Below are 8,046 nucleotides of genomic sequence, written 5' to 3' on the forward strand. Positions count from 1 at the left end.
AGCCTTATTTAAAAAGCTTAGGGGTTAAACAAGTTATTCATCGTGATGAAATAATAGATACAGATCAAACACCATTTCGTGAAGAAAAATGGGCTGGTGCTATCGATCCTGTGGGTGGGAAAACTCTTCAGTACATACTAAGTAGTTTGAAATATGGAGGATCTGTAGCTACATGTGGTTTAACAGGTGGGACAAATGTTTCAACAACTGTTCGTCCTTTTATTTTAAGAGGTGTAAATTGGCTTGGTATTGACTCGGTTACATATCCAATGAATAAGCGTTTGAAAATTTGGAACCGTCTAGGTGATGATTTGAAACCAACAAAGTTAAATGAAGACATAGTTAACGAGATTTCTTTAAAAGAGCTTCCAGAAGTATTGGCTAGTATTTTAGCAGGAAACGTACGTGGAAGAACTCTTCTTAAACTATAGAAAGCTCAAATAGCCTATTTTAACATTAAAAATTACTTCACAGTTTGATGATTATTTGTAATCGGTAGGAAGGTACCTGTTCCATTAAAGGGCGGCGCTATAGTGGAACAAAGGATAAAAACAAAAAGAGCAAACCTACTAATTTTGCTCTTTTTTTAGTTCCCGATATATTGTAGCAGCCGAAACCCCTGTAGCTTCCTGAATTTCCTTTACTGTCATCTGTTCAGAATGATACATTGCAATAGCCTGATTCAACTTTTGTTGATTCACTTTATGATATATAGATTTTGATATGAGTTTTGATAGAGGATTTATGAAAAAATAGTGGATTGTCACTTATGGAAATATCAGATCCCACCATTCAAAAAGTAGTGTTGCAGCTAAATAGAGTGATAATGGGATTATAAGTATGCAGGAAATGACAAGAAATTTTGCCTTCTTGGAACCTAAAGCTATAAATGAAAATATAATTGAAGCAATCATAAATGGCCAAAATAATAATGCCATAGAAGTCCTCCTCAAGTTTATCTCATAACTTGAATCCTAATCAGCAGAAGTGCACCCTTTCGTAAGATCCTACTGTAGCAGCTGTGCTGTCCTATCCTGATCTTGCAGAATAGCCCCATTTAGGTGATGAATAATACTATGAGTAGAAACATAAAAACAAATAAACTAAGATAGCCATAAACTTTTCTTCCTTTTTGAAATTCTTCTAATCCCATAACCAACATCATTAAACCTAAGAAGAACAACATGTATGGTTGTAGCCAGTGATTTTCTGTTAGCAAGCCATAACCTGCCATAGTTATAACTATTACTGCTAAAATAACTCTTGAAATTTTCAACATAGATACATCCCCTTGATAATACTCTTTATATTTCAACGTAGATACCTTTTCTTTCAACAATCTGGCTTTATCTACAGTATTATCGACAAAAGCCTGATAGAATGCACCTTTTATCTTTGTGTACATGTGTGCCAAGATAAGTGGTTAAGGATTTGACTTGGGGCCTCTGTGGGCATGATTTGTCTTGAAAGGCTGAAGCAATTGTTTCGTCAGGCGATCAAGCCTATCCCTATCATACTCACCTCTCTAAATAAAGTCCTATCTTTGTGTACGTTGAAAACTATAAATAATTACTGTATATAATGCTTCCACAAAGATAGAAAACTACCACTTTTGTTATCATAAAATACGTTGAATACAGTGGAAAAACATACTGTAGATAAGCAGCAGTTTCGTTAAACAACAACAATGATATGTGATAAGCTTAATTTGTAATTCAATAATAATTACATCTGATTTTTGAAGGGGAATTGGAGTCAAAATTCTTGAGTGATTAAATTAAATGGAGGATTTTTATGAAAATAAAACTTACTAGTGTATTTGTTGATAATCAAGACAAAGCCCTTAAATTTTATACAGAGATACTAGGCTTTATTAAAAAACACGACGTTCCTGTAGGTGAGTTTAAATGGATAACTGTTGTATCGCCTAATGGAGCAGATGAGATTGAGTTACTTCTTGAGCCTAACGAAAACCCTGCTGCCAAGACATATCAAAAAGCTCTATATGAACAAGGGATACCTTTCACATCTTTTTTTGTAGAAGATGTTCAAAAAGAGTACGAAAGATTGGAAAAACTTGGAGTTAAATTTACTATGGTGCCAACAAAAGAGGAATGGGGAACTTACGCAAGATTTGATGATACTTGCGGTAACCTTATACAAATCCAAGAGGAATAATAAAACCTTCTTTCTTTAAGTTTATTTACTTGTTATGTCTTTCTTCAACAAAAGGGCGTGATTCAAGAATTGCGCTTTTTCTTTTTGTAAAAAGAATTGGATAGTATGTTAGATTGTAAAAAGAGATTATGAAGGTTTCTACTATAACAAGAAGGTGTCTTTTTATGTGGAGCCATTTAGCATAAAAGGTAATTCGAAGACCTAAGCTGTTTGATTAATGGCCAATTAGTTGAAAAAGGAATTTGGTCTTTATTAGATACGCTTTGAAAATTATATTTAGGATTAAAATGCATAGTGATATGATTTTAATCATTGGATTGGAGAGCATTTCAATACCAAAAAAGGGGGAGTTGTGTTGAGGGAAATAAGAATCGCTTTATTGCACTTATTACCTATTGTTGGGGATATTCAATATAATCAAGATTTAATTGAAAGAGCAGTGAAACTCGTGGCAAATAAAAATGTGGATTGGATTATAACACCAGAGTTGGCTGTTAGTGGGTTGCAATTTTCTCAAAAAATTGGAACAGATTGGATTAAAAAGCAACCCGATGAATGGATGAACCATTTTTGTGCTTTGGTTAAGTCTATAAATACGAATGTATTTCTTGGTTGTCCTGAAAAGTCTGATGATGAGGAGCTTTATAATTCAGTATTTGTAATTAATAGAGACGGAGATTTAATAGGAAGACAAAGGAAGATCGCCACTATTTCAGATGGCTGGTGTCATTCAGGTACTACCATTGAAACGATCGATTTGGAAGGCATGAAAGTTGGAATTATGATATGTGCAGATGCTTATACAGACAAGATTGCACATAATTTATTAGCGAAAGGAGCAGAAATGATAGTAGCTCCATCTTCTTGGGGGCCAGGTTTGCATGAGCCAAACGGTGAGTGGGAACAGAGATCAATCGATACTGGATTGCCTTTATTCGTCTGTAATCGAACGGGAGAAGACGAAACAGTTACCTTTTGGGGAGCAGAAAGTATGATCATTAAAAATGGGAAACGTCTTCTGTCGCATAAATCGGTACAATCGGCCATTCTAACTTTTGATTGGAATGTAGAGAAGATGGATTTAATTTCTTCTGAGTTTCAAGTTGAATATATATCTTAACTTTTTAATATCAGTTTGTTTAAGTATTTTGGAACACTTGAACGTAAGCAAAGTTAATATTCTTATTGTGTTACATACACTTTGAGGAATATAATACGAAACTATATAACTGATGATCTTCAATTATCGGGCGCACGTCTTGACAAAGTGCGCTTTTTGAATTGATCCAGATTGTGTAATAGAACTCAATGGTAAAATTGGATATTTATGTTAAAACAGACAGAGATTTGTGTTAGGAGATTGATTATGTTCCTATTTAATACAATATTAGCAATGGCGGGCATGGCAATATTAATTTGTATTCTAATATTCTTTGCCTACAAAATATCGCGAAACAAAAAGAACTTTTATTCTTGGTTTACTTTGATAATAATCGTTTTCTTTTTAGGAGTTGCGCTTTGGCAAAGTTTGAATTTTTTAATATAAGACTTTAATTCTTATTAAAGTAACAAGGTTTTTAATCAGATAAATGGAGTAACGTTTTTTGAGCTAAAAGCCCATTTTATAATAAGTTAATAGAAATCGAAGTACATTCTCTAAACATAGGCATATGATGTTTTTTATAGACCTATGAAGGGAATGACCAAAATGTATTATGTTCCTAAAAAATACTCATATCCTTATTATGCTAATGTGAATCAACCAATGTATCACTCAGACTCTGTGTCAAGAAAACATCAAGAACATTCTCAACAAGTATTTGAAGCTATACTTGCTGGAATAAAAAGAGAAGCTTCAGCCATTGATCTGTATAGTCGATTAGCACATGTAGCGCCAAACCAAAAGCATAAAAATGACATTCTTCATGTTTTAGAAAACAAAAAAGCTCATTTGAAACAATTTACTGATCTTTATATCACTTTTACTGGAAGACAGCCTGTGTACCAAATCGATAAAGTTCCTTTTCAAAATTATAAAGAAGGTTTACAAAAAGCTCATGAAGCAGGGGTAGAGGGTTATGAAGAATATCGAAAGAATTACTCGCTTACTCCATATCCACTAGTTCAACATGTATTTTTGCATGCTTCTACTGGTGAAAAAGAAAATGCTACACGATTGGATGTTTTAAATGAGGAAGCATTAAAAGATTATGGATCACAACCATTTGTCGTTAATATTGATGAGGTTACTAGGCAAAACAATACTTACCGCACCGCTTTATGGACTGGAAGCAATTTGCAAGTGACTCTGATGAGTATCGATGTTGGCGATGACATTGGTTTAGAAGTTCATCCGACAACTGATCAATTCATACGTATTGAAGAAGGTCAAGGACTTGTGCAAATGGGGGATAGTAAAGATAATCTAGATTTTGAAGAACAAGCTTATGATGACTATGCCATTATGATACCTGCTGGAAAATGGCACAATGTAACCAATACGGGTAATAAACCACTTAAAGTTTACGCTATCTATGCGCCACCTGAACATCCATATGGTACCGTTCATGAAACGAAAGCCATTGCAATGGCTTCTGAAGAAAACGAATACCACTAATTAAATTGAATTAAAAATATATATGAGGATGGGAAAAAAGTTGATGTTTATTTCATTTACTTTACTTTATTTCCATCCTTTGTTTGTTTTTGATCAGTAATATCCAACTATAAATGATCTGCTTTAAATTCGGTTATTAGAGGATGGATTTTGGAATTTGGTGTCAAACTAATATAGAGAGAAAGTTTACAAACCCTAAATTCCTTTATAAACCAATTAAAGTGGGAGAAAATAGTGAGTATTGAAATGAAAAAAGAGCATCTTATCCAGTATGGGTTAGAAGTATTTGAAGAAATTGGAGCTAATGAAATTTGCAATGTCTGTATTAGAAGTGGAAATTCTTGTTGTCAGGGGTGTGAATTTTTAAAGGATCAGGAAGGTTGTCAAAAGCGGAATACCTCTTGTATGGCGTGGTTATGCGGCTTGCAAAAACAGTATTTTAAAGAGGTCGGGTTATTAGATGATTGGGAAAAATTATGGACAAAAATTCCAGGTAAATTACATCGTGAAGATAGGACTCCTAATATTGTGAAGGTGACTACCTTACTGAAAGTTAAACACATTAATAAAAAATCAGGAAAGTTAATGGCTGATAGATTCAATGCTTTTGTAGAAGATGGGGGTAATTTAGAAAGATTAGAGCGGCATTTACAACACGATTTTGTTATGGAAAAACTATAAAGAAGACTTCTATCAATGAGGGTTTTCTTCGTTACTCCAGGGAAAAAGGCTGTTGTGACAGCCTTTTTCTTATTTGTTAACGGAGTTTATTAGTTGAAGAACTCAGATGCCGTATTGCTGTGTTTCACTCGAATAAAAAGGTAACCAATTATTCGGATGCATACTTCATGATTCCATGTAAATAAACGGAGTATTCTCGCTGCATGCATTCTCTTACCTTGATTTTCCCTTCACTTTCTAATTCTCCAACCCATTCTTCAATCTTTTTTTCATCTTCTGTTGTAGCCTTTGGAATCTCTATTGCAAACAAATTACCTCGACTGGAGTTGCGTAGTGTTTTTAATAAATCAACTTTATTCATTGGGTCATCCCCTTCATCTTTATCTATTATTTTCGACATAAAGGAGGTTATTTCCTTTGAATACCAATTATTTTCTCGAGTTTTCTTATTCAGCTGAAGGAGTGCAAGCGTTTATTTAGGATTGGGACTGCTTCGGCAATCTCTTTTTCAATGTGTGAACGAAGGCGTTTAGAAAAAAAGGAAATAATTTTTCTGTATTGAAGCATTCTAATTCATGAAGGGTGGGATGCTTTATGAAGGAAAGAAAATTCAGCAAGCTTTTTTTGAGGCTCACTTTAGTCGTTGCATTAGGGGCTTTACCCATTACTCTTAGGAAGCCACCGATAAAAGATTGGATCATTGTTTATTTATTTAATGCGGTTACGAACGGAATCATAGATAATATTTTCACATCACTTAAAATAATAAAATATCCAGTTCATTTATTGCCTAAACTATTTGAGAAAAGCGTTAATTTTGATTTTTTTTGTGTATTCATTTATTACAATCCTTTATAATCAACTGACTTTTAAAGATAAGTCGTTTGCCATCTTTTACAAGGTTTTTCTATTTGCCATTCCTACATTGCTATATTGTTCATCGAATTATGGGCAGAGAGAAAAACGTCCTTGATTAAGTGGAAGAAGGGATGGAAGTGGTATCATACTTTTATCGGTATTGTTGTGAAGTTCCTATCAACAAGGTTAGTGATAGGAATCATAAGGAAACTAGATAAAAAATCTTCAAGGAAAGTGATGATCAATTAAGTATTTTCTAAAAAGGCGGCATTAAAATGGACAACTATACTAGTGATAATACAGCTAAACGCTATAAAGCCCATGTAAGTGTTGCTGGGACTACACAACTACATTTACGAAACCCCTATATCATTGCTTGGTGGTCAGCTGCGTTTCCTGGTTTTGGTCACCTCCTCTTATCTAAATATCTTAAAGGCTATTCACTATTTCTGTAGGAGATTCTTGTAAATAATATGGCTAATCTAAATTATGCTATTATCTATTCTTTTACTGGGAACATTGAGATGGCAAAGGAAGTTCTTGAACCAAGATGGATGCTTTTGTATCTTCCTGTCTATATCTTCGCCATATGGGATAGTTACCGAACTTAGGTCGATATGAACAAAGTATTTATATTAGCTGAACGAGAAGATGCGAATTTTAATTCGTATACTATTGGTGCTTTGGAAATTAATTATTTAGATAAAAGAAGACGGATAATGGCAGTGTTATGCTCCTTTTTTACACCGGGATTGGGGAAATTATATATCCACCGAGTGATCACAGCTGTTTTCACGATGGCTTTTATGATTGTTTTTGTGTACTTTTCAAATGTTCTTGTCGCTGTTCATCACCTTTTCCTAGGAGAAGGTGGACAAGCAACAAGAGTAATTGACCCGCAATGGTTTTTATTTATGCCTTCGCACATCGCATTTGGTGTGTATGATTTTTACGTTAATACAGTGGAAAACAATAAACTATTTGAAAGTGAACAAAGGAAATTTCTAATGAAGAACTATCAACAATATCGTGTGAAAATCCCTGTATCCGTAACTGAGGTGAAATAGATGGCAAATCTTTTCTACTTTTGAGCACTCAACGTATCTTGAGTTAGCGATTACAGCTGTAGAGAAAGGCGGAATACAAAAAGAGCAGGTTCTCGCTGTGCTACTTATGAACCGAGTGCAAGAAAGAAAATTATTTGATACGCTTCATCGAGCTGATGGGATTAGCTTATTTGATAAGGGGGAAGCGATCGGAACAGCATTTTCTGTTATTGGAGCAAGTGTAAGCTTTGTATTGGAGTGGGGTTCGATTTATTGGGGGGTAATAGGTGGAGTAATTGGTTTTATACTTGGATTTATGATTGATTACATCTTGTATAAAGTAATTCATAAAAGAAAAAGGAAAAAAGTCAGAAGTGGTTTTAGTAATAGAATGTCCAAATGAACTAGTGGGGAAAGTGAAAACGTTACTTTGGGAACATCTAGCATTGGTAGTTGCCAAAGTAGATGGATAATTCTTATTGAATTGGTTTTGTTAAACAATATTGTTGATGCTTTAAATGCCTTTGGTATAAGCGTCCATTACGTTATTCCATGGAATCAAACACATGGCCGCATACACCAAAGGAAAATTTTCAACATAAATCGTTAACATAGCCATGGAATAAAATAAATACAAGATATGTACAAAAACGCTTGGAAGTTCAT

13 protein-coding genes are annotated in these 8,046 nt (G+C 34.0%); 9 read left to right on the top strand and 4 right to left on the bottom strand.

Translation table 11 applies throughout. The features are described from left to right. Positions 1-431 (top strand): zinc-binding dehydrogenase (locus tag JMM81_RS22145; RefSeq protein WP_256243720.1); only part of this gene is annotated, 431 nt, incomplete at its 5' end. 138 nt (positions 432-569) lie between these two features. On the opposite strand, the gene JMM81_RS22960 is transcribed toward JMM81_RS22145, so the two are convergent. From JMM81_RS22960 to JMM81_RS22160, 3 genes are all read right to left on the bottom strand, one after another. Then, the gene (locus tag JMM81_RS22960; RefSeq protein WP_309143517.1) at positions 570-767 is read right to left on the bottom strand and encodes a helix-turn-helix domain-containing protein; all 198 of its coding nucleotides are present in this window, start codon (positions 765-767) and stop codon (positions 570-572) included. Beyond that, on the bottom strand, positions 768-938 hold the full coding sequence (locus JMM81_RS22155) for a hypothetical protein (protein ID WP_256243722.1): 171 nt from the start codon (positions 936-938) through the stop codon (positions 768-770). It abuts the gene before it with no gap. Positions 939-1,057: 119 nt separating this feature from the next. After that, positions 1,058-1,279 carry a YczI family protein gene (locus JMM81_RS22160; protein ID WP_256243723.1) on the bottom strand — a complete coding sequence of 74 codons (222 nt, stop codon included), beginning with the start codon at positions 1,277-1,279 and terminating at the stop codon, positions 1,058-1,060. Positions 1,280-1,794: 515 nt separating this feature from the next. Here JMM81_RS22160 and JMM81_RS22165 point away from each other — a divergent pair. From JMM81_RS22165 to JMM81_RS22180, 4 genes are all read left to right on the top strand, one after another. Next, on the top strand, positions 1,795-2,178 hold the full coding sequence (locus JMM81_RS22165) for a VOC family protein (protein WP_256243724.1): 384 nt from the start codon (positions 1,795-1,797) through the stop codon (positions 2,176-2,178). Positions 2,179-2,530: 352 nt separating this feature from the next. Further along, positions 2,531-3,298, top strand: a complete 768-nt coding sequence (locus JMM81_RS22170) for a carbon-nitrogen hydrolase family protein (protein WP_375162437.1) — start codon at positions 2,531-2,533, stop codon at positions 3,296-3,298. 588 nt (positions 3,299-3,886) lie between these two features. Beyond that, positions 3,887-4,795: a cupin domain-containing protein gene (locus JMM81_RS22175; RefSeq protein ID WP_375162438.1), complete on the top strand. Its 909-nt coding sequence runs from the start codon at positions 3,887-3,889 to the stop codon at positions 4,793-4,795. Between the two features lie 234 nt (positions 4,796-5,029). Further along, positions 5,030-5,476 (top strand): DNA mismatch repair protein, encoded by a 447-nt coding sequence (locus JMM81_RS22180; protein ID WP_256243727.1) that lies wholly within the window; start codon positions 5,030-5,032, stop codon positions 5,474-5,476. 148 nt (positions 5,477-5,624) lie between these two features. Here the strand turns inward: JMM81_RS22180 and JMM81_RS22185 are convergent, their stop codons facing one another. Then, the gene (locus JMM81_RS22185; RefSeq protein ID WP_256243728.1) at positions 5,625-5,837 is read right to left on the bottom strand and encodes a hypothetical protein; all 213 of its coding nucleotides are present in this window, start codon (positions 5,835-5,837) and stop codon (positions 5,625-5,627) included. Between the two features lie 233 nt (positions 5,838-6,070). Between JMM81_RS22185 and JMM81_RS22190 the strand changes: the two genes are divergently transcribed. The 4 genes from JMM81_RS22190 to JMM81_RS22975 all read left to right on the top strand — a co-directional run bounded on the left by JMM81_RS22190 (position 6,071) and on the right by JMM81_RS22975 (position 7,783). Beyond that, a complete protein-coding gene (locus JMM81_RS22190) occupies positions 6,071-6,334 on the top strand; it encodes a CBO0543 family protein (protein WP_256243729.1) in 264 nt (87 codons plus the stop codon). Between the two features lie 275 nt (positions 6,335-6,609). Then, complete coding sequence (locus JMM81_RS22965; protein ID WP_256243730.1) at positions 6,610-6,789, top strand: hypothetical protein; 180 nt, start codon at positions 6,610-6,612, stop codon at positions 6,787-6,789. Between the two features lie 162 nt (positions 6,790-6,951). Then, positions 6,952-7,401, top strand: coding sequence for a hypothetical protein (locus tag JMM81_RS22970; RefSeq protein WP_309143518.1), 450 nt, complete (start codon positions 6,952-6,954; stop codon positions 7,399-7,401). A gap of 97 nt (positions 7,402-7,498) precedes the next feature. Next, complete coding sequence (locus JMM81_RS22975) at positions 7,499-7,783, top strand: hypothetical protein (protein ID WP_309143519.1); 285 nt, start codon at positions 7,499-7,501, stop codon at positions 7,781-7,783. The last annotated feature ends 263 nt before the right edge of the window (positions 7,784-8,046 follow it).

It is taken from the genome of Bacillus sp. V3B (assembly GCF_024494465.1).
Lineage (GTDB): Bacteria > Bacillota > Bacilli > Bacillales > Cytobacillaceae > Bacillus_BD.